The organism is Leisingera sp. ANG-S5, from assembly GCF_000813925.1.
Taxonomy (GTDB): Bacteria; Pseudomonadota; Alphaproteobacteria; order Rhodobacterales; family Rhodobacteraceae; genus Leisingera.
This window is the reverse complement of sequence record NZ_JWLH01000012.1, coordinates 35786-58333: the sequence shown is the minus strand read 5'-3', so window position 1 is coordinate 58333 and position 22548 is coordinate 35786. Positions and strand designations below refer to the sequence as shown.

The following is a 22548-nucleotide window of genomic DNA, read 5'->3' as shown; positions in this document are numbered from 1 at the left end:
TGTTCTATGGCGATGCAAAGCAGAGCCTCGATACCTTGCTCAGCCTCTCCGCCGCCTGACCCCCGCAGATCTATCAAGAAGGAACAACCGTCATGACTGCTGCCCCGGCCCCCAAAAACGACCTTGGCGCCTATTGGATGCCTTTTACTGCCAACCGGCATTTCAAGGAGAACCCGCGGATGATCGCCGGGGCGGAGGGGATGTACTACACCACCACCGACGGCCGCAAGGTGATGGATGGCACCGCAGGCCTGTGGTGCGTCAACGCAGGCCACGCCGCGCCGCGGATATCCGAGGCGGTGCAGAAGCAGGTGGCAGAGCTGGATTACGCGCCGGCCTTCCAGATGGGCCACCCCAAGGCCTTTGAGCTGGCAAACCAGCTGGCAGACCTGGCACCTGGGGACCTGAACCATGTGTTCTTCACCAATTCCGGCTCGGAGTCGGTGGAGACCGCGCTGAAGATCGCGCTGGCCTATCACAAGGCCAAGGGCGAGCCGGGCCGCACCCGGCTGATCGGGCGCGAGAAGGGCTATCACGGGGTCAATTTCGGCGGCATCTCGGTCGGCGGCATCGTCAACAACCGCCGCCATTTCGGCAGCCTGCTCACCGGCGTCGACCACCTGCGCCACACCCATGATCCGGAGCGCAACGCCTTTACCAAGGGCCAGCCGGAGCATGGCGCGGAGCTGGCGGAGGATCTGGTGCGGCTGATCGAGCTGCACGGGGCCGAAACCATTGCCGCGGTGATCGTCGAGCCGATGGCGGGTTCCGCCGGGGTGATCCTGCCGCCGAAGGGGTACCTGGAGCGGCTGCGCGAGATCACCCGCGAGCATGGCATCCTGTTGATTTTCGACGAGGTGATCACGGCCTATGGCCGCCTGGGCCGCGCGTTTGGCGCGGATTACTATGGCGTCGAGCCGGACATGATCACCACCGCCAAGGGGCTGACCAATGGTGTCATTCCGATGGGCGCAGTGATGATCAGCAGCGAGATCCACGATGCCTTCATGACCGGCCCCGAGCACATGATCGAGCTGTTCCACGGCTACACCTACTCGGGCAACCCGGTCGCCTGCGCGGCGGCGCTGGCGGCGCTGGACACCTACCGCGAGGAGGAGTTGTTCGAGCGCGCGGCGGCGCTGGAAGGCTATTGGACCGAAGCGCTGTTCAGCCTGAAGGGGCTGCCGCATGTGAAGGACATCCGCTGCTCGGGCCTGGTCGGCGCGGTGGAGCTGGAGCCGGTTGAGGGCCTGCCGACCAAACGCGCCTTTGACACCTATCTGCGGGCCTGGGACAGGGGGGCGCATCTGCGCACAACCGGCGACATCATTGCCATGTCGCCGCCGCTGATCATCGAAAAATCTGAAATCGACGAGCTGATCGGCATCCTGGCCGAGTCGCTCATCGCGTGACCAACCGGCTGCCGGTCCGCCGCGGAGGAGCGTGCGGGGCCGGCAGCCGCCAAGGGAGAGACAACATGAAAGACGTGCAAAGCAACGCCCGCATCAATGGCAGCCGCCTGTGGGATTCGCTTATGGAAATGGCGCAGAAGGGCCCGGGGGTGCGCGGTGGCAACAACCGCCAGACGTTGACCGATGCCGACAAGGAAGGCCGCGACCTGTTCAAGCGCTGGTGTGAAGAGGCCGGCATGACGGTGGGCGTCGACAGCATGGGCAACATGTTTGCCCGCCTTGAGGGCGCCGAGCCGGATCTGGACCCGGTGATGATGGGCAGCCATCTGGACACCCAGCCGACGGGCGGCAAATACGATGGCGTGCTGGGCGTGCTGGCGGGGCTTGAGGTGGTGCGCTCGATCCGCGATCAGGACATCACCCCGCGCCGTCCCATCGTGGTGGTGAACTGGACCAATGAGGAAGGCACGCGGTTTGCTCCCGCGATGCTGTCCTCGGGTGTTTTTGCGGGCGTTCATACGCAGGACTGGGCCTATGCGCGCGAAGATGCGGAGGGCAAGAAGTTCGGCGAGGAGCTGGCTCGCATTGGCTACGTGGGCGACGAGCCGGTAGGCAGCCGCAAGATGCACGCGATGTTCGAGCTGCACATCGAGCAAGGCCCCATTCTGGAAGCCGAGGGCAAGGACATTGGTGTCGTCACTCACGGCCAGGGCCTGAACTGGCTTCAGGTGACGCTGACAGGGCAAGAGGCGCACACCGGTTCCACCCCGATGCCGATGCGCCGCAATGCGGGCCTTGGCGCGGCGCGGATCACCGATCTGGTGCATGAAATCGCGATGAGCCACCAGCCCGACGCTGTCGGTGCCGTTGGCCACTGCGACTATTACCCCAACAGCCGTAACATTGTTCCGGGCAAGGTGGTGTTCACCATCGACTTCCGTTCGCCCAGCTTTGACACCCAGACCGATATGGAGCAGCGCCTGCGCGAGGGTGCGGCGAAGATTGCCGAGGAGCTGGAACTGGGGCTGGAGATCGAACGGGCAGGGCATTTCGACCCGGTCACCTTTGACGAGGGCTGTGTGGATGCTGTGCGCCGTGCGGCGGAGAAGCTGGGCTATTCGCACCGCAATATCATCTCCGGCGCGGGGCATGATGCCTGCTGGATCAACAAGGTGGCGCCGACTGCGATGGTGATGTGCCCCTGTGTCGATGGCCTTAGCCACAATGAGGATGAGGAAATCAGCCGCGAATGGGCGGCGGCGGGGACCGACGTGCTGCTGCACGCCGTGCTGGAAACCGCAGAGATCGTGGAGTGAGCGGCATGAGTCAGAGAACCGTGATCAAGGGCGGCACCATCGTTGCCGCCGACCGCAGCTATGAGGCAGATGTCGCCATCGAGGGCGGCAAGATCGTGCAGATCGGCACGGGTCTTACGGGCGGCAAGGTGCTGGACGCAGAGGGCTGCTATGTCATACCTGGCGGCATTGATCCGCATGTGCATCTGGAAATGCCCTTTATGGGCACCCATTCGGCGGATGATTTTGAAAGCGGCACCCGCGCGAGCCTCGCGGGCGGCACCACAATGGTGGTGGACTTCTGCCTGCCCAGCCCAGGCCAGTCGATGCTGGCGGCGCTGGAGGACTGGCATGCCAAATCCAAACGATCCTGTGCCGATTACTCCTTCCACATGGCGGTGACCTGGTGGAGCGAGCAGGTGTTCAACGAGATGCAGCAGGTTGTGGATCTCGGCATCAACTCCTTCAAGCACTTCATGGCCTACAAGGGCGCGCTGATGGTGGACGATGACGAGCTGTTCGACTCGTTCCGCCGCTGCGCCGCGCTGGGGGCGCTGCCGATGGTGCATGCGGAAAACGGCGATGTGGTGGCCACGATGCAGCAGAAGCTGCTGGCCGACGGTATCACCGGGCCGGAGGGGCATGGGCTGTCGCGCCCGCCGGAGGTTGAGGGCGAGGCCACCAACCGCGCTATCATGATCGCCGACATGGCGGGTGTGCCGCTGTATGTCGTGCATACCTCTTGCGAACAGGCGCATGAGGCGATCCGCCGGGCACGCCAGAAGGGCATGCGGGTCTTTGGCGAGCCGCTGATCCAGCATCTGGTGCTGGACGAAAGCGAATACCGCCATCCCAACTGGGACCACGCCGCGCAGCGGGTGATGTCGCCGCCATTCCGGGACAAGGCGCATCAGGACAGCCTGTGGGCCGGTCTGCAGGCGGGCTCCCTGCAGGTTGTGGCGACCGACCACTGTGCATTTACCGTAAATCAGAAACGCTTTGGCATCGATGACTTCACAAAAATTCCGAACGGCACCGGCGGCCTTGAGGACCGGATGCCGGTCCTGTGGAACGAGGGAGTGAATACAGGCCGATTGACTCCGAACGAGTTTGTCGCCGTCACCTCCACCAATATCGCCAAGATCCTCAACATCTACCCGCGCAAGGGCGCGATCCTGGAAGGCTCTGATGCCGACCTAGTGGTGTGGGATCCGAAGAAATCCAAGGTGATCTCACCCGAAACCCAGCAGTCGGTTGTGGAATACAACGTCTTCTCGGGGCGCGAGGTGACCGGCCTGCCGCGCTACACGCTCAGCCGCGGCGAAGTGGCGGTGGACGACGGCACCGTCTGCGCCACCCCGGGACACGGGCGGTTTGTGGACCGGCCGGCGTTCCCGGAAGTGAACAAGGCGCTCTCCAAGTGGAAACAGGTGACTGCGCAGCGCCAGGTCGTGCGTTCGGCTGAAAACATGCCGGCCTGCGTCTGATCATACCCCCGGCACAGGCCGGGGGCTTTCGCATCTGCGGCCCTGTGGAGGACGGGGCGGCAGTAAGCCAATAACAGGGAGGAAACTGAAAATGGCTGATATCACCAGCGGGTTTTCCGCATCCGGTGCCGAGGCGCCGCCGCGGACCGGTCTGACCGGGATCGACCCGGAACTGTATAACGAGGACCAGCTGCCCACAACGGCGGCGGAACGCACCTGGGACTGGCTGGCGATTGCCGCGCTTTGGGTCGGCATGGTGGTCTGTATCCCGACCTATCTGCTGGCCTCCTACCTGATCGGATCGGGCATGAGCTGGGATCAGGCGGTGCTGACCATTCTGGCGGCCAATGCCATCGTGCTGATCCCAATGGTGCTGGTTGGCCATGCGGGCACCAAATACGGCATTCCCTTTCCGGTGCTTCTGCGCTCGTCCTTCGGACCCAGCGGCGCCAAGATTCCGGCGGTGGCCCGCGGTATCGTTGCCTGCGGCTGGTTCGGCATTCAAACTTGGGTTGGCGGTTCGGCGATCTTTGTGATCCTGAACACCCTCACGGGCGGCGCGCTGGCGGGCGAGGCGCTGCCGGTGCTGGGCATCAGCGCGGGCGAGTTCATTTGTTTCCTCGCCTTCTGGGCGCTGCATCTCTACTTCATTGCAAACGGCACCGAGTCGATCCGCTGGCTGGAGACCTATGCGGCACCGTTCTTGCTGGCGATGGGGCTGGCACTGCTGGCCTGGGCCTATGTCAACGCGGGCGGTTTCGGAGAGATGCTGTCGACCCCCAGCGCCTTTGATCCCGGCCAGCCGCAGGAAGGCCAGTTCTGGGTGGTGTTCTGGCCGAGCCTCACCGGCATGATCGGCTTCTGGGCGACCCTGGCGCTGAACATTCCCGACTTTACCCGCCACGCGCGCAGCCAGAAGGACCAGCTGCTGGGCCAATTGGTCGGCCTGCCGGTTCCGATGGCGCTGTTTGCCTTCATCGCCTCTGCCGTGACCTCGGCCACTGTAGTGATCTACGGCGAGGCGATCTGGGATCCGATCCAGCTGTCCGAGAAGATGGGCGGATTTTCGGTGATCATCGCGCTGTTTGCGCTGATCGTGGCGACGCTGACCACCAACCTGGCAGCCAATGTGGTGGCACCTGCGCACGGGTTCTCGAACCTGGCGCCCAGCAAGATCAACCTCAAGCGCGGCGGCTACATCACCGCGGGCATCGGCATTGCCATGTTCCCCTGGATCCTGGTGAACCACATCATCGGCTGGCTGATCGCCTATTCGGCGCTCTTGGGTCCGATTGCGGGCGTGATGCTGGCGGACTACTACCTGCTGCGCAAGACCAAGCTGGAAGTGGCCGATCTGTTCAAGATGAACGGCATCTACTCCGGCAGCAACGGCACCAACTGGGCCGGTGTCTGGGCGCTGGTGATCGGCATCCTGCCGAACCTGCCGGGCTTCCTGGCAGGTGTTGGCCTCACCGCCGGTACCACGGACTTCTTCGCCACGATCTATACCTATGCCTGGTTCGTGGGCCTGTTCGTGGCCGGTGCCGCCTATCTGGTGCTGTCGAAGATCCTGAACAGGTAAGACAAGGCTCCGGAGCGGAAAATCCGCTCCGGCGCGTGCTGCAGACATTAATCTGAAAGAATGCCCAATGCCCAAAGCCTACTGGATTGCACATGTCACGGTGACGGATCCCGAGCCCTATGCCCTTTATGCCGCCGGGGCGACGGAGGCTTTCCGAAAGTTCAACGCACGGGTGCTGGCGCGCGGTGGAACCTGCGAGCAGCTCGAAGGCGACGGCCATCTGCGTAATGTTGTAATCGAGTTCGACACGCTGGAGGCCGCGCTCGCCTGCTATAATTCGTCTGAATACCAAGCTGCAAAAAATCACCGCATTGATGCGGGCATCGCCAACATCGTGATTGTTGAAGGCGCTGAAGCCTGACTGAAAAGGCTCACCAAAGGCATCCTGATATCCAGGTGGAAGGCAATTGCTGTTTTCCACCCTCTCTAAAAAGGGCGACCCGGGGTACCGAGCTGTCTGTACCCCCAGCTAGCTTACTTACACCGTCAGCTGCCTTGGCCGAGGTTGCTGACGGGCGGAGTATGGTCTTTGAGTCTTGTGGCATGAATTTTTAGTTTCGGGTTTTCTTCCCCCGACATGAACGGCATGTTTCGCAGCCGCAATGCGGCGGTAAGTTTGTCGCTGTTGCCGCAACTTCCGCGCTGCAAGCGCACGCGGCGGGAAAATCCAAGGTACATGCTGGGCTCACTGCCGCCGAATGCATCGGCAGAAATGGTGTTCTCGGATGACTTCCGAGAACAGGCATCCACTCCGCTTGTACGATGACATCGTCAGCGCGGTAATGATGTCTGGGGTTGGCGGGAGCACTATGCCAAGAGTCCAACTTCCCGCTGTCATCCCGAAACGAAGAGCCTGGAACAAGGGCCGGATCATCGGCCAGAAACGGCCACTGTTGCCGAAACAGGTCTGGGCGATCCGCGCGTGGCTCGAACTGGCGGGCAACCTGCGCGATCTAGCACTGTTCAACGTGGCAATTGATAGCAAGCTTCGCGGATGCGATCTGGTGAAAACCCTCACTGTGAAGCAATGACAGGAGACAAAAACAGCGATTTCCAACAGTCGGAAAAATGACTTTCGTAGTTGTGAGCGTGCCTTGGCCCGCGGGGGCGCGGTGGTGCTGCAAAAAGCTCTTCTAATGCGCTCTGCCAGGGTTTAATTCCTGCGCCGTCAACCAGTGCGGCTCCATGGGGCAAGTGATCCGTAAGTCCATCGACGTTGCTGACAAGCAGCCTGCGTCCCGCTGCCAGGGTTTCAATCGCAACCAGCCCGTAGGCCTCCCATCGCGACGACATTACCACGGCGTCCAGGTCAGCCATCGCCGCAACCGGGTCGGAGGCAAATCCTTTGAAATGTATGCGGTGATCGCCGGCGGCAAGGTCGCGGAGCAACGTCTCCTCCGCCCCCTGACCATAGATATGAAGGGCAATGCCGGGATCGCTGAGTTCGCGGAAAGCCTTGATCAGGATATCAAATCCCTTCTGCGGTTCCAGCCGCCCAATGGCACCGATTGTCTTTACCGCGCCCTCTGGCGGTGCCAGTTCCCGGAAAGCAGACAGACCAACGCAGGAGGGAATGACATGCAGGGCGGCCGGCCGCACGAAACCCTCATCCCTCAGCCACTTCCCCTGCGCGGCACTGACGGCAACGACATCGTGGAACAGGGCATATGAAAGCTTGAGGAGAGCGCCGAACCGCCGTTTCCGCCTGACATTTAGAGCTGTGAAGCACTTGGTGTAGCTGTGCTCGACATGAACAAGCCGTGCTGTGGGGTTCATGACACGCAAGGCGGCCAGCAAGGGGAGAAGGCGCCAGCTGATCGCAAGATGCGAAACGATCACATCCGCTTCCACCCGCCCTATGCAAAGCCTGTTCCGTTTCACCTCCAGCAAGCTGTGATCAGCCTCGCGCGTAAGATCAGGCGTTGTCATCATGTGACTGATGACGCGCATCACTCCGCCTGCAGTGGTGTCATCAACCAAGTGGGTTACACGGATAACGGTCATGACATGGCCTCGTTCCGGTGTGCCCGTGCGGCCAGTTTCATTGTTTTTTGCAAAGCCTTCGGCCCGGTCACGGCAAGCAGCGCAGTCGCCGCCAGTGTTGCCCCAGACTTCAACGGCTCCTCCCAAAGCGGCCGCAGGGAGCAGGCAAGCCACGCCCTGGCAAGACGTACTGCGCGGCGGCTGTCCAGATCGCTGATGGCGCGCCGGTTGAGGTAGCGGAGCTGATATGCCCGCGCCACTCCTGTTTCTTGCGCAAAAAACTTGGGGTTGGTCTGTGACAGCTTACGAACCATCCGCTCCCAGGCGGCAAGCTGGCGGTCTGTCGCAGCAGAAAGGCCGCCTGAATTGATCCGGTAGCGTGTGAGCAGGCCCGGGATCCCTTCGAACGCCCAGTTGGTCGTCAAGGCAATCCGCAGCCAGCATTCGATGTCCTCGGATTGGCGGAAAGTCTCGTCGAAATACCAGTCGCGCTCGGTCTCGGACCGGGGCCGGAAGGCGATTTCGTCAAACACTGCTCGCCGGATCACGGCCGCAGATCCGTTTCCGACCGGGTTGCGCTTGAAAATGTGTTTGGCGTCGATGTTTTGCAGCCGCGGCCGCTGCGCCTGGCCCGTAAGGGCGCCATCTTCCGAAATAAAAGCAGATCCGGCATAGCTTATGCCTACATGGGGCTTGGCCTCCAGGTGGCTGATATGGCGGGCCAGCTTTCCCGGCTCCCACATGTCGTCTGCGTCGCAAAACGCCACTACATCGCCCTGTGCGCCAGCAATACCCGAGTTGCGCGCTCCAGCAAGGCCGCGGTTTTTCTGGTGAACCACGCGAAAGCGCGGGTCGCTGCAGAAGCCCGCGGCAATCGCGGCGGTTGTGTCTGTGGAGCCGTCATTGACCACAATGACCTCAAACTCCGTACTGGTTTGCCTCTGCAAGGAAAGAAGAGTGTCAGCGAGCGTTTGCTCGGCATTGAAGGCGGGGACGACAATCGATGTGAAGGCCATGGTTGTGAACCTCGAGAAAGTTAACGGGAAAACAGGTTCCGGCGCAGCGGCTGGGGCAGGAACGGCGCCAGCAATGAGCCGACCAATGTCAGGCCGCCCCTGCGGAACGGGGAGAAAAATCCGCGCGGGCTTTTGAAAATGCCGGACATAGCTTGTTTCAGCGCATAAGCCGGAGCCCCATTCAGACGAAGCGCCCGGCGGGCAAGGTAGCGGTGGTGAATGGCATGAGAGGCGGCGCTTGGAACCACGCCAAAACCGGCGGCGGTTGCAATTGCCTGTTCACGGCCTGCCCGCATTGCCTCAAGATCCGTCGACAATCCGCCAACGGAAGTGCGGTAGTAGGTATGCAGGCTGTCTATTCCGGTCACCCGCGCGCCGCCGCCGACCAGGCGGATCAGCCACTCCAGATCTTCGTTGTGGACCATTGCCTCGTCGAAGCCGCCGGTCGCAGCAAAGACGCTGCGCCGCACGGCAAAATTCGACATAGTGCAAACCGGGTTTTCTCCCAGCAGCATGGCGATGGTCAGATCCTGAACGGGAACTGTTGAAAACACGCGGGCATCTGCCGGGTTGGCGCGGAAGAAACCGATCCGTCCATAGGCACCATCGACGGCCCCCTGCAGGAAGCCCGCACGGAGCTGCGACAGCTTTTCCCGGTGCCAGATGTCATCTGCATCGCAGAACGCGATCACATCACCGCCGGCGTGCTCCATAGCGCCGTAGTTGCGGGCGGCACTGGGGCCTTTCCCGGTGTTTTGCACCAGCTGGATCCGGGCATCGGCAGCGGCAGCGGCCTGCACCAGGGCTCGGGTCTCATCCGTGGACCCGTCATCAACTACGATCGCCTCCCAATCGGCGCAGGTTTGCGCCTGGAGCCCGGCCAGGGTTTCCCGAATCGTGGCGGCAGCGTTGAAGCTGGGAATGACTGCGGAAAAATACGGCATGTCTCAAACCTCTGCGGTGCGGTGGCGGAAGGCCCTGGAAAGGGTTGGCAGCGATGCGCCCGTCATCATCAGCGCGGCGACAACGGCATAGCCTGTGGCGACCGCTGTCAGACCATGGGGCGCAAGCAGGCAGGTGTTCAGTATCAGCGCCCCGGTGGTGGCAAGCGTGACCCGGAATTCCTGGCCCGGCTTGCCGTTTGCCCGCAGCCAGCCCGCGGTTGCGGACCACAGCGTGGTCGGGATCGCAACCAAGCACAGGATCGACACAACACCTTCGATGCCTTTCCAGCCCGCCCCGAACAGAACCGGGACATAGAGCGGTGCCAGCAGCGACTGCGTGATGACAGCCGGTGCGATGATCCCGATCGCCAGCAGCACGCTTTGGCGCAATGCCTGCAGCTTGTCGGCGCTGGCGCAGAGATGCGGGAACAGAACAGTGGAGAAAGCCACGGTGAATGAGTTGGATAGGCTGAGACCGGCATTGAAGGCCATGAAATAGAGGCCAAGCGTCTCTGCCCCCATCAGCGCGCCCACGATCACCTTGTCGGCCTGCAGGCGCAGCGCCTTGACCAGTTCGACGCCCAGCACCGCCCATCCATAGGTTAGGAACGGGCTCAGCGGTGCATATCCTTGGGACGGATCGGGGCTCCAGGGATGCAGGCGGCGCATTGCGACCAGCCAGAACGGCGCTGTCAGCAGGCGCGGCAGCACCAGCACCAAGGCGGACGGCCAAAGCAGCGCCAGCACCACCGACATCAGGTTTGACGCCACGATCTGTGTGCCCGAAATGGCAGCAGTCTGGCGCAGCTTTCCTGCCCGCATGGCGAGGCCCGCCTGCACCAGCCCGGCGGGCATGAACAGGTATTCACCCGCCAGAAGAAGCACCAGTGCCAGCAGCATGACGCTGCCGCCGCTGGCATAAAGCACAAGTCCCGCCAGCGACTGAAGCAAAAACAATCCGGCGCACCAGACCCAGAAAATGCGGTGCGCGGTGGCACAGGTTTGCCGCAGCTGAGCCTGCGGGGCCGCGATGATCTTTTGAATGACGCCATTTTCCGTCAGCGACTTGACAATATCGGCCGCCGCCAGGGCTGCCGCGGCAATGCCGATCTGGTCCAGGTCGAGCGTGCGCGCCACCGCGACAACCACCAGAAGCCGCGAAACCTTGGCCGCCGCCTCAGACGCGCCGTAAGCAAAGAGGTTCTTTGCGAAGGAGGGAATTTGCAAGGTGCTGGGCATCGGGACCTGTCCATAGAGCTGTTGGATCAAGTCATAGCGGGCTGGAGAACCTGCTGTCCCTTGCCCCCAGGGACAGGGCAATGGTGCAACAGAACTGTTCCATATCCGAAAGGATAGCGCTGCGATATCAACGGGCTCTCGACCGCTGTGGCCGAATTCCGTATCACCAGTACAACCCGCAGTGATCCCGCGAGCAGTTCAATGAAGAAACCCCTCAGAAATGGAACGGCAATTCTGGCGATCTTGTCTTTGAGCGGCTGCGCGCAGATCGACCCGCCAGACAACCTGGAGCCGGTTGCCTCTGGTGACGGGTATCAGGCGCAATACCGTGAACCGGAGGTGTCCCGCAGCGAATCCGGTTTTCTGCAGTCTCAGACAATGAACGAGTCCAGGTGCCGCCCCGCCGTCGGCGGAACCGGCGGCAAGGGCGCTGGAACAGCGCAGGCTGCGTTGGCAGGCGAGCGGTTCACCCGCAATGACCTGGTGAACGTGCGTGTCGGCGATGATGAGACCTTCAATGGCGACTACGTTATCTCGCGGGATGGCACGCTGAAGCTTCCCTTCCTTTCACCGATCCGTGCGCAGGGCCGAACGGCCATCCAGATCGAGGAGGACATTGCCGCGAAACTGATCGCCGAAGACTTCTACTCTGACCGGCCGCGGCTGTCGGTCCGGGCAGCTGATTTTGCCTCAGTCACGGTGGGTGTTTCAGGAGCCGTCTTTGAGCCTAAAGCCGTGGAAATTGGCGGTGTGCCAGGTGACGAAGTGGATTCCCGCAGGCAGGGCGCACTGGGGGCCTCGACCGAAGCGCGCAACCTGTCTGCTGCATTGCGTGCGGCAGGCGGGGTGCGCCCGGATGCGGATATCTCAGCGGTCGAGGTGCGGCGCGGCAGCAGCCTTTACCGGCTGGACATGCGCGGAGTGTTCGAAGGCCAGAATGCCGTCGACATCATGCTGCTGACAGGCGATCAGGTGCATGTGCCCAGCCGCGGATGCTTCCAGGAAGACCTGATGCGGCCCAGCCCCATCAGCCCGCCGGGGGTGACGCTTTTCTTGTCGAACCTCACCCAGCCGGCCGCCGGCAACGCGCTCTCCGCCATTGGCCGCGAGGTGCGCGAGTTTCCCTATGGCACACGGTACCTGCAGGCGGTGGTGGACACCAACTGCGTGGGCGGCGCCCGCGCCACCAGCGCGCACCGGTCCTCTGTTCTGTTCTCCCGCAATCCGGTCACACAGGTGTCTGTCGTCATCGAGCGGAGGATCGAAGACCTGCTGCGCCGCGCTGACCGGGACGATTATGACCCCTTCCTTTTGCCCGGGGATGCCATTGCCTGCTATGACAGCACAATCACCAACCTGGGAGAGGTCGGCCGCCTCATCGGCGCCTTCAACTACTAAGTCAGGTTGAGCACCGGTTTGGTGGCAGCCCAGGCCTTCCTCAACGGGCTCAGCGCGCCTTCGGCCGCTTGGCGGTCCTGGCTGAGCGCCGCTTTCTCAAGACGGATCAGCGCACTGCGAAGCTCCGGAAGCCCGAAGGTTGCGGCGCTGCCAGCAATCCGGTGGGCTTCGACTGCGGTTTCGTTCGCAGCCAAATCCTGCCCGTTCTCAAAATCTTTGAGGAACGCTTCCATTTCAGCTGCAAAGCGGTTCAGGAGGGGTTTCAACGCCTCGGCACCAACCGTTTCTTCCAGTTCGATCAACTGCTGCGACCGCAGCGCAGCAACTTTCGGTGCTGGCGGAGCTGGGGAAGGGTGGTCTGCAATCAATTGCAACAGGCCTTCACGCGTCAAAGGTTTGGTCAGCACATCATTCATGCCGTCTTTCAAAAAGGCTTCCTGCTCCTCGGCCATCGCGTTTGCGGTCACGGCAATAATCGGCGCGCGCGCTGACGCGCCGCTGCCAGTCCGGATCGCCCGCGCGGCGCTGCGCCCGTCCATGACCGGCATGCTGATATCCATTAAGATCAGGTCAAAGCCCGTTTCTTCTGCCATCTCGACCGCTTCCCGGCCGTTGTGCGCCTCGGTCACAAAATGCCCCTGTGCCGTCAGCATCTCCCGGGCGACATGGCGATTGATCTCGTTGTCTTCCACCAGCAGGACATTTGCCCGCTTCCTGGCGGGCGCATCAAACCGGGCCTCTCCCTTCGGCTCGGGTTCCGCAATGGCCTGAACGGGGAAGCTGACATCAAAGACACTGCCTTCTCCCGGAGTGCTTTCGACAGTGATGCGGCCACCCAGCGCTTTCACAAACCGCTGGGCAATCCCCAGACCCAGCCCGGTTCCCCCGACTTCCCGGTCATAGGAGCTGTCTCCGGTCGCGAAATCATCGAAGATATGCGGCAGCAGGCCCGGGTCGATACCTATACCTGAATCCCGTACCGAAATGCACAGGATGGTCTTTCCCTCCTCAGCGGCACTGGCCTGAGCGGTGATGGAGATCCGCCCGTTTTTCGTGAACTTGACTGCATTGCCGACGATGTTCATCAGAATGTGCTGAATGCGGTCCCGATCCGCGTGAACCCAGTTGAGCGGTGCCCCTGTCCAGCCCCACTCCAAAGTGCTGCCGTTGCCCGCCGCTGCACCGCTTAGACTGTCCACGATGTCCTTCAGCAGAGTGCTGATATTCATGTCCACCATGTGCAGCCGCAGTTTGCCCGCGTCGAATTTGGTAATGTCCAAAACATCCGAAATATGGCTCATCAGCAGTTTGCCGGACGTCTGCATGTTTCTTATGTAGCGGGACTGCTTGGCACTGAGCCGGGTTTCCTCGAGAAGGGTCAGATTACCCAGCAGCCCATTCAACGGAGTTCGGATCTCATGGCTCATGGTGGCCAGGAAATCGGTTTTGGCTTTCTCGCCGGCCATGGCACGGTCGCGGGCCAGAACAAGCTCGGCCTCTGCTTGCACCTGACTGGAAATATCACGCAGGAACGCGATGAAGATTTCCCCGTCCTTGGTGTCCGCCGCCTGTATGGCAAGCTCCACGGGGAAAACTTCGCCGTTCGCCCGCTTCGCTTCAAGCTTGAAGCGCCCACTTCCAACAACACGCTTTTCGCCTGTTTCACGCAGGCGGGCCATACCGGCCTGATGCGCAGCCCTGTGATGTTCGGGCACAATCAGCTCGCCCAGATCGCATCCTACTGCATCTTTCGCGGAATAGCCGAAAATCTGTTCGGCAGCGGCGTTGAAATCCGTGATGCGCCCTGACGTATCCGCCACGACCACCGCGTCAAGAGACGTGCTTGTCACGATGTTCATGCGCTCACTGGCTTCGATGACTTGTGTCCTGCGCCGCACGTTCTGAGCGTTCAGCACAGCCAGGTAACAGGCAAGCACGGCGAGCGCTGCCACCAGCGCGGCAATGGCAATCGCCAAATGCATCAGGGTGCCCGAAAAGGCCTCGCGCCGGAAATCGGACTCCTCAGCGAAATAGTTGAGGCCGGATACGGACAGCCGCCGCACATCCGGGCGGACAGCCCCGGTTTTCTGTTCCAGCGCAGGCAATAGGGCGGGCAAGGCACCTTCATCGCTGTCAATCACAGGGACGGCGCGGTCGAGGAAGGCTGCAACTGTCGCCAGATTGGCCGCGAACGTTGGAACTGCGCGCAATTCGCTGTAGATGGATGCCTGCTGCAGCGTGCGTATTCGGCTGAAAAAGACGTCGAACTTGCGCCGGAGGCTGCGAATGTCCGGGCTGTCGCCCTGCAGCGCCCGCGCCAGTTCAAGTTCGAACTGGAGAAACTCCACCTCGGTCTGAGACAGGTTCCATTGAATGTTGTCGGAACTGGCAGAGTTCAGCCGCGTGATGTCGCGGGACACATTCAACGCCAGAAATGCAATGGCTGCGAGGCCCAAAAGGGCGGGCAGCAAAAAAGCAGCCAACCGTAGCCACATCTTTCTGCGTTTTGTGCCGGCCATTGCCATCATCCTCAAATGCAGGCAGCCAAGCCAAAAGCGCCGGGTTCAGCGCTCGCTACTCAATCACTTCGATGCGGTCGAGCTGCCAAATGCTGCGGGAATAAACCACCTCTGATTGATATTCGGTTTTGCTGTCATAAGGGTAAACAATCCAGAGCGGCCCCTTGTCACGCACGGACATTTCCTCGCCGTTGTGCTTGTAGGCAATGATCGGGCCCCCTTCGACAGCATCCGCCAGCGGGATGTCCACCGAATAGTCGTTGATGGCGGTGGCCCGCAGCGTGGTTCCGGTGATGCCCAGATGGTCAACCAGCTGATTCAGCGGCACGCCTTCAAAATGCTGCACGCCCTGCGTCCAGATTGTCGACGTTTCAAACTCCACGGCACCCAGTCCTTCCAGCATGGCCAGATCGAATTGCGCTGCTTCCCCTGCGTTTTCCGCTTTCGGCGTGCCAGATACCTTCAGCACCACCTCTCCGGCTGGCTGGTCCAGATTTCCCGCTGCCAGCGGCTGCGCGGCGAACACGGAAATTGCAACTATCTTGAGCGCTTTAAAAAGCATTGCGCGGCCTCCTTTGATGATTGACCCAGATATGGCACGACGTGGCGCGGGCGCCAAAAGGTTAGACGGATACCCGCCTATCCTTTCGAATAGGTCCGGCAATCATGCCGCCTGCAGAACCGGGGCGACACGCCCGGCAAGAAAGCCGGACAATTCATGAGCCAGTTCCGGCCGGTCCAGAGCAAAGGCCGCCGTCGCCTGCACAAATCCTTGCACACTGCCGCAGTCGAACCGTTCGCCGTCAAACCGGAACCCGGTTACACCTGCTGAGGGAAGGTCCGCGTTGATGGCGTCCGTCAGCTGCAGTTCTCCGCCTGCGCCTGGTTCAATCGCAGCCAATGCTTCGAATATCGAAGGCTCGAGAATGTAACGGCCGACGACGGCATGTGTTGATGGCGCCTGCGCAGGATCCGGTTTTTCCACCATTCCGCGGGCGTGAGTGAGTTTTCCGGCCTCGCGCGCAACATCCAGAATGCCATAGGAGGAGGTCTGCTCGCGCCCAACTTTCATGGTTGCTACCATGTGGCCGCGGCTTACGGCATGCGCCTCCACCATCTGGCGCAGCGCCCCGCGCGGCGCGCGGATGACATCATCGGGCAACAGCACGGCAAAGGGTTCGTCTCCTACCAGGCGTGCGGCCAATCCCACAGCGTGGCCAAGGCCCAACGGCTTGCTTTGGCGAACAAAGGACAAAGCCCCCTCCGGCATCCGCGTCAGAGCAATGGCATCCAGAGCAGCAGTCTTACCGCGCGCTTCCAATGTGTTTTCCAGCGCGGCGGCTGTGTCGAAGTAATCCTCCAACGCGCCCTTGCCTGCGGCAGTGACAAAGACGAACTCCACAATCCCTGCCTCCCGCGCTTCGTCCACCGCGTATTGGATCAGTGGTCGGTCCACCAGCGGCAGCATCTCCTTGGGGATGGATTTGGTGGCAGGCAGAAAACGGGTTCCCATGCCGGCAACGGGGAAAACGGCTTTGCGGATATGTGTCATGGCTTGTCTCCTAAATTAATGGGTCAGTAGGCGCCGCGGCCAGAAACAACCGCGCCAAAGGTTCTGAGGATGAGCTGGAGGTTCAGTTTGAGCGAGCGGGCCTTAATGTAGCTGAGGTCCATCTCGATCATTTCCTTGAAGCCGACAGAGGCCCTGCCTGACACCTGCCAGACACCGGTGATGCCCGGTTTGACCTGCAGACGGCCAAGCGCACGGGGCGGGTAATCTGCAACCTCGCACGGCAGTGCCGGGCGGGGGCCGACGATAGACATATCCCCGCGCAGCACGTTGAACAGTTGCGGCAGCTCATCGATGGAGCTCCTGCGCAGCCAGCGGCCGACACGGGTGACCCGCGGATCCTGGCGCGACTTGAAGCAGAGGCCGTCCCGGTCCGAGCCGTGCAGGATCTCCGCGCGCCGGGTTTCCGCATTTGCCGTCATCGAGCGGAACTTGAACATGGTGAAGGTCTTGCCGTTCAGCCCGACCCGGGTCTGTTTGAAGAGTGCGGGTCCTCCGCTGTCCGCCCTGACCGCCAGAGCCGCCGCAAGCAGCAGCGGCGACAGCATCAGCAGGGCCAGAACCGCAACTGTGATGTCCAGACCGCGCTGCTGGACGTCGGCGAGGCGCTTCTGCCGCAGTGCAGCCAGTCCGGCATGAGCCAGGAAGCTGACGTTACCGGTCAGGTAGCGGCGTGCCATCCGGCGTGGCTCCATCGCCAGCCGCCAGCCCCACTCCATCCTTGCAGCCCTGACCGGTTCCGGCGCCCGTGCAACCGAGCCCGACAGAAAGTCGAACAGCGCGCCGACCCCTAAAGTGAGATTGGCTGTCAGGTCATTCGCATTGCGGTGCAGCCACAGCTCCTGCATCGGCACGCCAAGCGCAACCAGAACGATGTCGGCGCCGCTTTCGTTGATGTCCGCAACAACCGCCCTAGTGTCCTGCGCTCCGGAAAACCCATCGCGGGTGCCAGCAATACGCAGGCCGGGAATGTCGTAGACCAGCCGCGCCGCGGCTGCATCCGCAACGCCCGGCCGCCCGCCGAACAGGTAGACCGATTTGCCCATGCTGGCCGCACGCTGCAACAGCTGCGGCACAAAGTCGGTGCCGTTCAAATTGGTCGTCAGAGAATGACCGGTGAACTTTGCCGCCAGTTCAACTCCGATGCCATCAGGCAGAAGGATATCCGCCCCGGCGACAGCCTCGGCATAGTGCGGGTCGCGGCGGCGGATATTGCAGCAATGCGCGTTCATGAAGAAAGCGCGCCGGCGGCCAGGCGACAGCAGCTTGGCAGCAGCCTGATCAGCGCTGCTGTCAACCAGATGGAGGTCCAGAGCAGGCAGGTAAGCCGTGTTCAGAAGGTCGGTTTTGACTGTTGGGGCAGCACCGAAACTGGAAGAGGAATATGCAAGTGTCATCTGCTAAGTCCTTGAGCTGTCATTGGTTGCTCTCAGACTGTTGCAGGCGGCCGCTCCTCTCAACGGAGCGGGAGGACAGGTCGCGGGCCCGTTGGCATCCCCGGCTTGCCTTGCGGCGTGCGAACCTATCCGCCCGGATCAAAATCTATCCAAATGCTTTCCAAGCTGCGGCGAATACACACGACTTTTGCCGTGCAAGCGCCGCATTCACGCGTTACGTGTAGAGGCAGGGATCAAGGAGCATGTTATGAGAGTACTGATTGCCGATGACCACGACCTGCTGCGTGACACGCTTGTTCTGTTCCTGGAAGGCCAAGGTTCCTTCAAGACCAGTACCGCGGCGGATCTGGATCAGGCATGCAAGCTGATCGAGACCGAAGATCCCTTTGATCTGATCCTGCTGGATCTGAATATGCCCGGCATGAACGGGCTGGCCGGCCTCAAGCGGGCGATGGCCATGAGAAACGGGCAGCGGGTTGCCCTGATGTCCGGTGCGGCCACCCGTCAGATCGCTGAACAGGCGCTGGAGGCCGGCGCCGCCGGGTTTGTGCCAAAGACCCTGCCGGCAAAATCAATGATCAATGCAGTCAAGTTCATGGCGATGGGGGAGCAATATGCACCCATTGATTTCATGACTGCCGCAGATCCGGAAACAGACCACCCGCTGGCGGAGAAGCTCTCGCCGCGGGAGCTTCAGGTTCTGAAAGGCCTGACCGAGGGCAAGTCCAACAAGGAAATCGCCCGCGATCTGGACATTACCGAACCGACCGTGAAGCTGCACATGAAAACGCTGTACCGCAAGCTGGAAGTGGCAAACCGCACCCAGGCAGCACTGGCCGCGCGTGAGGCGGGGCTTTTCTGACTGCCTGCGGGAGGCGCAGCCCTAAAACCTACTCCAACGGATAGCCGCGAATACGGATGCGCACCGGGATAGCCTTGCGCGCAAGCGCGGCGGGTAAGGTGCTGGGATAGTCTCTGGTTGAAGGAGACTGACATGCTGCAGAAACTTGCCGGAAAATTTGATGCTCCGCGGCGGCTTTGGCACCGGATATCTCTCCGCCGCATCATCGTCGGCGGGCGTTTGGGCGACACCAGCCGCATCCGCCGCTACCTGGCATTCTTGCTGCTTGGGCTGGCACTCGTCTGGGCGCCGATCAACGGTTATCTGCAAACCGCACCGCTTGCCTTCAAATCGCATGCGTCGCTCATCCTGCCAGGGTCCGGGGCGTCAGCCTCAATGAACCTCAATGGTATTGGGCAGGCGTCTTCCTATGCCAATTCCGCATTTGCCAACAACTCCGTCAGCCCGACCGAAACATACAAGCGCCTGATTGGTGCTGACCGTATCCTCGCCGCGGCTGCCAGCGCGATGGGGCTGACACGCCGTGAATTCGGCAAGCCGCGGATCCGGCTGGTGGATCAAACCAGCCTGATCCACGTTGAAATGACAGGCCCCAGCGCAGAAAACGCCCAGCAGCGCGGCAATGCCCTGCTGCAGGCTTTCTTCGAAGAACTGGACGCGCTGCGAAAGGATGAGCAAGCCACCCGCGAGGACAGCGGTCTGGCCGCCATTGGTGATTACCAGAGTTCAGTTGCTGCCACACGCTCTGACATCGGCAAACTTCAGAAATCCTCCGGGCTGCTGTCTGGCGAGGAGTTCGATGCAATGGTCGAAGACACCCGCGAACTGGAAGGCCGGGTTGAGGACATTGCCGGTATTCTTGAGGAAAAGACACAAAGCGTTGCCGCGCTTGAGCAAACCTTGGGCATCCAGGCCTCCGCCGCGGCCGCAACCCTGAAACTCTTTGCCGATGCAGACTTCCTCGCTCTGGAAGACGAAAGCGCCATCCATGCTGCAAAACTGGCCGAAGCCCGTGCGTCCTACGGTGAAGGGCACCCGAAGGTGCAAGCCGCACGTGCAGCCCAGGCTGCGGCGGAACACAGTGCAAGCCAACAGGCAGCGGCAGTGACAGGTATCCAAATTGATGAGCTGAAAAGGCTTGATTTGGCCCCGGACGGGGCGCGGGCAGAGTTGTTGGCTCAGCTTGTGCGGATGGATGCAGAGCGCATGGGCACAGCCCGGCAGTATGAAGCTTTGGCTCAGCGTCTGGTGTTCGAGCAGACCCGGCTGCAACAACTGGCGGCTAGCGCAGCACGGCTGAAGGATTTGCAGCGAGATTTCTCTGTGGCTGAAGCAGTGTTTGCTTCTGCCATCGCCCGAACCCAGTCGACGAAATCGGATGTTTATGCCTCATACCCGCTGGTTCAGATACTCGAAAACCCGTCCCTTCCCGAGCGCCCCTCGTCGCCTGACCGTAAGCTCGCCTTTGCCGCCGGGGCAGCGGCCACCTTCATGCTTGTGATCGCGCTGCTGCTGGGCTGGATCAGATCCGCTGTCATCGGCCGTCTTCTGGCCGCGCCCAAGGCAGCCGAAGCATGACCCTGCAAAACCCGGCAGAGCGGATGATCTACCGCTCCATGGTCCTGACTTGGCCCTTCTACGCCGTTGGTGCGCTATACGTCGTGGGCCCGGTTCTGGCCTGGGTTCTCGGCGCTCTGGCGGTGCTGGCACTCTACCTTGGCCCAGCGTTCCGGCCCGACTTGCGTGCTACCGGTCCGGTTCCGGTGCTGATCTGGGCCTGGATCATCGGCATGGCCATTTTGCTGATTGCGCTGTGGATCGGGCACCTCGACTGGGGGCTCGGCCTCAAGAAGACAATCAAGTCCTCGATCGGCTGGGCCAAAGGCTGGGCTCTGCTGGCGCTGTTCCCGCTGGTTGGTGCGGCGCTGCCGATCCGCCGCGAGGTCCTGATCCGCGGTCAGTGCGTGATCGGGGCCTGGACGCTGGCGCTGGCACCGGTTCTGCTGGCAGCGCCCTACCTTGGCCTGCCGGAACAGATCTTCACGTCGCCGTTGAAGGCAGTTGGCGGGCCGGGTCCGGAGTATTTCAGTGTCTACCTGTTCACCTATGATCCGGCCAGCTGGACACCGCGCTGGCAATTCTACGCCCCCTGGTCTCCCTTCGCGGCCCTCTTGGGCGTCATCATGGTGCTGTTTGCGCTGGAAGAAAAAAACCGAAAGTGGATGCTGGCCGGTGTGGTTGCCGGGGTCCTGATGATTTTGGCGTCAAAATCTCGAATGGGGCTGGTGGGGCTGGTGGCCTGCACCGTTGCGCCGCGCATGATGCCCCTGATCCTGCGCGGCTGGGCCTGGCATGTAACGGCAGGGCTGACCGCCTCATTGGCCATCACCGGCGGAACCTTGGCGGCGCTGGTCGCGGATGCGGTGGCCGCGTTCAAGGGGGCCCGGGCAGACAGCACCCGGGTCCGCGAAACACTGCAGCGGATCGCCAGCGAGCGCTGGCAGACCGAAGCCTTCTGGTTTGGCCACGGCACAGTTCAACCCGGGTCCCATGCCGTGGAATACATGCCCATCGGCAGCCATCACACCTGGTACGGGCTGCTGTTCGTTAAGGGGGCTGCCGGTTTTGCCGCACTGCTCATTCCGCTGGTTTGGCACATCGGCTTTGTCATGGCGGATGCAGCAAAACACGCGCGCGGCCGCCTGCCGCTGGGAATACTGATGACAATGGTGCTGCTCTCTTTCGGGGAGAATATTGAAATCGAAGCCTATATGCTTTGGCCGGGCCTGATCTTGCTTGGCGTTCATCTTCGCGAAGCCGGGGCGGCTTAGGCCAGTAGCGGTTTCCTGCTGGAAGAATTCGCCCGGGTCGCTGATACCGCTGCAGCTTGCTTGAACGGCTGATCTCCGAGACAGCGGCCGTTCGCCTGGTCGGGCTTGGACTAGCAGTGAGCGGGACGAAGCCGCCGTCGACAGTTCTGAAATTAATGCCTGCTTGTCTGCATTTTGCAGTTGAACAGATGCTTCGCATTAGGGTCAGGGTTCATAGCCAATAGCTGACCATTGCTGCGAGGGCGATTGCTGATGGGAATACCTTCGGGCACGTATCGTATCGGGTCGCCACGCGCTGCCAATCCTTCAACCTGCCAAACATGATCTCTATCCGATTGCGGCGGTTGTAACGGCGCTTGTCGTGTTTCACCGGTTTCTTCCGCTGTTTCCGGTCGGGGATGCAGGCGCGTATCCCTTTGTCTTTCAACGCTTCTCGGAACCAATCAGCATCATGGCCTCGATCTCCCAGCAGCCTTTCCACCCTTGGCAAGCCGCCCACCAAAGCGCGGGCGCCGATGTAGTCGCTGACTTGCCCAGCTGTAACGAACAGGTCCAGCGGGCGTCCCTGGCTGTCGCAGATGGCGTGCAGCTTGGTATTCATGCCGCCTTTGGTTCGACCAATCAGGCGGCCACGCCCCCGTTCAGCAGGGAATTGATCCCCCGGATCAATTCCTGGCCCGCTTCACTTGACGCCCAAACTGGCCGCTGTGCGGTGTGCCTTCAGATAGGTCGCGTCGATCATCACAGTCTTCTCTTCGCCGTGTTCCGCGGCCAGACCGGCCATCATCCGGGCGAAGATACCCTTGTCGCTCCACCGTTTCCACCGGTTGTACAACGTCTTGAGCGGGCCATAGGCCGCCGGAGCATTACGCCACCGCAAGCCATTGCGAATAATAAATAATGCCGCTCAATACCCGCCGGTCATCAACACGCGGCTTGCCGTGGGACTTGGGAAAGAAGGGTTCAAGACGCGCCATCTGCGTGTCGCTCGACCAGAAAAGATCAGACATGTC

At 61.6% G+C, this 22548-nt stretch carries 18 protein-coding genes and 2 pseudogenes; 10 read left to right on the top strand and 10 right to left on the bottom strand.

What is annotated here, in order from left to right:
• The first annotated feature begins 92 nt into the window (after positions 1 to 92).
• The 5 genes from RA25_RS17855 (at position 93) to RA25_RS17835 (ending at position 6137) form a co-directional block, all read left to right on the top strand.
• Positions 93 to 1412 carry an aspartate aminotransferase family protein gene (locus RA25_RS17855; protein WP_039174201.1) on the top strand — a complete coding sequence of 440 codons (1320 nt, stop codon included), beginning with the start codon at positions 93 to 95 and terminating at the stop codon, positions 1410 to 1412.
• Between the two features lie 65 nt (positions 1413 to 1477).
• Positions 1478 to 2728 carry a Zn-dependent hydrolase gene (locus tag RA25_RS17850; protein ID WP_039174199.1) on the top strand — a complete coding sequence of 417 codons (1251 nt, stop codon included), beginning with the start codon at positions 1478 to 1480 and terminating at the stop codon, positions 2726 to 2728.
• Between the two features lie 5 nt (positions 2729 to 2733).
• Complete coding sequence (gene hydA / locus RA25_RS17845; protein ID WP_039174196.1) at positions 2734 to 4194, top strand: dihydropyrimidinase; 1461 nt, start codon at positions 2734 to 2736, stop codon at positions 4192 to 4194.
• A gap of 91 nt (positions 4195 to 4285) precedes the next feature.
• Complete coding sequence (locus tag RA25_RS17840) at positions 4286 to 5776, top strand: NCS1 family nucleobase:cation symporter-1 (RefSeq protein WP_039174195.1); 1491 nt, start codon at positions 4286 to 4288, stop codon at positions 5774 to 5776.
• 67 nt (positions 5777 to 5843) lie between these two features.
• Complete coding sequence (locus RA25_RS17835; RefSeq protein WP_019296438.1) at positions 5844 to 6137, top strand: DUF1330 domain-containing protein; 294 nt, start codon at positions 5844 to 5846, stop codon at positions 6135 to 6137.
• 125 nt (positions 6138 to 6262) lie between these two features.
• Here RA25_RS17835 and RA25_RS22795 read toward each other — a convergent pair whose 3' ends face one another.
• Positions 6263 to 6454: a hypothetical protein gene (locus tag RA25_RS22795; protein ID WP_152610591.1), complete on the bottom strand. Its 192-nt coding sequence runs from the start codon at positions 6452 to 6454 to the stop codon at positions 6263 to 6265.
• A gap of 131 nt (positions 6455 to 6585) precedes the next feature.
• Between RA25_RS22795 and RA25_RS17830 the strand changes: the two are divergent.
• Positions 6586 to 6786 (top strand): annotated as a pseudogene (locus tag RA25_RS17830) (integrase); the annotation flags it as partial.
• Between the two features lie 4 nt (positions 6787 to 6790).
• Here the strand turns inward: RA25_RS17830 and RA25_RS17825 are convergent.
• The 4 genes from RA25_RS17825 to RA25_RS17810 are packed head-to-tail and all read right to left on the bottom strand — an operon-like array spanning position 6791 to position 10958.
• Positions 6791 to 7780 (bottom strand): glycosyltransferase, encoded by a 990-nt coding sequence (locus RA25_RS17825; RefSeq protein ID WP_019296436.1) that lies wholly within the window; start codon positions 7778 to 7780, stop codon positions 6791 to 6793.
• On the bottom strand, positions 7777 to 8775 hold the full coding sequence (locus RA25_RS17820) for a glycosyltransferase family 2 protein (RefSeq protein WP_039174194.1): 999 nt from the start codon (positions 8773 to 8775) through the stop codon (positions 7777 to 7779). The genes RA25_RS17825 and RA25_RS17820 overlap by 4 nt, the downstream gene beginning before the upstream one ends.
• A gap of 20 nt (positions 8776 to 8795) precedes the next feature.
• Positions 8796 to 9719 (bottom strand): glycosyltransferase family 2 protein, encoded by a 924-nt coding sequence (locus RA25_RS17815; protein WP_039174192.1) that lies wholly within the window; start codon positions 9717 to 9719, stop codon positions 8796 to 8798.
• 3 nt (positions 9720 to 9722) lie between these two features.
• Positions 9723 to 10958, bottom strand: coding sequence for an oligosaccharide flippase family protein (locus tag RA25_RS17810; protein ID WP_039174190.1), 1236 nt, complete (start codon positions 10956 to 10958; stop codon positions 9723 to 9725).
• Between the two features lie 201 nt (positions 10959 to 11159).
• Here RA25_RS17810 and RA25_RS17805 point away from each other — a divergent pair, with 201 nt between their 5' ends.
• Positions 11160 to 12356 (top strand): polysaccharide biosynthesis/export family protein, encoded by a 1197-nt coding sequence (locus RA25_RS17805; RefSeq protein WP_036762037.1) that lies wholly within the window; start codon positions 11160 to 11162, stop codon positions 12354 to 12356.
• On the opposite strand, the gene RA25_RS17800 is transcribed toward RA25_RS17805, so the two are convergent.
• The 4 genes from RA25_RS17800 to RA25_RS17785 all read right to left on the bottom strand — a co-directional run bounded on the left by RA25_RS17800 (position 12353) and on the right by RA25_RS17785 (position 17842).
• The gene (locus RA25_RS17800) at positions 12353 to 14875 is read right to left on the bottom strand and encodes a hybrid sensor histidine kinase/response regulator (RefSeq protein WP_039174189.1); all 2523 of its coding nucleotides are present in this window, start codon (positions 14873 to 14875) and stop codon (positions 12353 to 12355) included. The genes RA25_RS17805 and RA25_RS17800 overlap by 4 nt on opposite strands.
• A 55-nt stretch (positions 14876 to 14930) precedes the next feature.
• Positions 14931 to 15437 carry a molybdopterin-dependent oxidoreductase gene (locus RA25_RS17795; protein WP_019296430.1) on the bottom strand — a complete coding sequence of 169 codons (507 nt, stop codon included), beginning with the start codon at positions 15435 to 15437 and terminating at the stop codon, positions 14931 to 14933.
• A 102-nt stretch (positions 15438 to 15539) separates the two neighbouring features.
• Entirely contained in the window at positions 15540 to 16427 is an 888-nt protein-coding gene (locus RA25_RS17790) for a UTP--glucose-1-phosphate uridylyltransferase (protein WP_039174188.1), read from the bottom strand.
• A 23-nt stretch (positions 16428 to 16450) separates the two neighbouring features.
• Positions 16451 to 17842: a WecB/TagA/CpsF family glycosyltransferase gene (locus RA25_RS17785; RefSeq protein ID WP_039174187.1), complete on the bottom strand. Its 1392-nt coding sequence runs from the start codon at positions 17840 to 17842 to the stop codon at positions 16451 to 16453.
• A gap of 247 nt (positions 17843 to 18089) precedes the next feature.
• Between RA25_RS17785 and RA25_RS17780 the strand changes: the two genes are divergently transcribed.
• From RA25_RS17780 to RA25_RS17770, 3 genes are all read left to right on the top strand, one after another.
• Positions 18090 to 18704 carry a response regulator gene (locus RA25_RS17780; RefSeq protein ID WP_039151902.1) on the top strand — a complete coding sequence of 205 codons (615 nt, stop codon included), beginning with the start codon at positions 18090 to 18092 and terminating at the stop codon, positions 18702 to 18704.
• A 132-nt stretch (positions 18705 to 18836) separates the two neighbouring features.
• Positions 18837 to 20282: a hypothetical protein gene (locus tag RA25_RS17775; RefSeq protein ID WP_039174184.1), complete on the top strand. Its 1446-nt coding sequence runs from the start codon at positions 18837 to 18839 to the stop codon at positions 20280 to 20282.
• Entirely contained in the window at positions 20279 to 21535 is a 1257-nt protein-coding gene (locus RA25_RS17770; protein ID WP_019296425.1) for a membrane protein, read from the top strand. Before RA25_RS17775 ends, RA25_RS17770 begins: the two co-directional genes overlap by 4 nt.
• Before the next feature lie 211 nt (positions 21536 to 21746).
• Here the strand turns inward: RA25_RS17770 and RA25_RS22490 are convergent.
• Positions 21747 to 22545 (bottom strand): annotated as a pseudogene (locus RA25_RS22490) (IS5 family transposase).
• Positions 22546 to 22548 lie beyond the last annotated feature (3 nt).